This is a genomic window from Cytobacillus oceanisediminis 2691 (genome assembly GCF_007678455.1).
Taxonomy (GTDB): Bacteria; Bacillota; Bacilli; order Bacillales; family Cytobacillaceae; genus Mesobacillus; species Mesobacillus oceanisediminis_A.
This window is the reverse complement of the sequence record NZ_VEEP01000046.1, coordinates 1-428: the sequence shown is the minus strand read 5'-3', so window position 1 is coordinate 428 and position 428 is coordinate 1. Positions and strand designations below refer to the sequence as shown.

1 protein-coding gene is annotated in these 428 nt (G+C 56.8%); it reads right to left on the bottom strand.

Translation table 11 applies throughout. The features are described 5' to 3' along the window. On the bottom strand, nucleotides 1-428 hold a 428-nt coding region (locus tag FS736_RS23435), incomplete at both ends, for an RHS repeat-associated core domain-containing protein (RefSeq protein ID WP_144481525.1).

Here is a 428-nt window from a genome sequence, read left to right as displayed (position 1 = left end):
GCTGGAACTGCTGCTCCGAATAAATCTTCTGCCATATGCCCCGTTGGATCCCACTGGTTGACCGGGTTGTTCATGACGTAGGCGTAACGGTTGAGTGTCTGGGTCTGACTGACATCACCTGGATAGGTGTCTTCGCTCATGAATCGTGCTGTGCCCGGGTTGTACCAGCGGGCGTTCATGTCGACAAGTCCGGATTTGCCGTCGTAGCGCATGCCGGTGTAGCCATGGTAGTTATATGGCGTCGTCGTGCCGGTGAAGATGCTGCCGAACGCGTCATAGCGGTAACGCTCGATCATGTCGCCGTGGCGGTCGGTCACCTCGGATACGGCTCTTGTGCCGTCATACTGGTAATAAAGCATGCCGCCGGTTGTTTTCAGAGCCGGGTCGTGTGCCGGGTTGGACAATCCATGCATGCCGAACATCTTGCG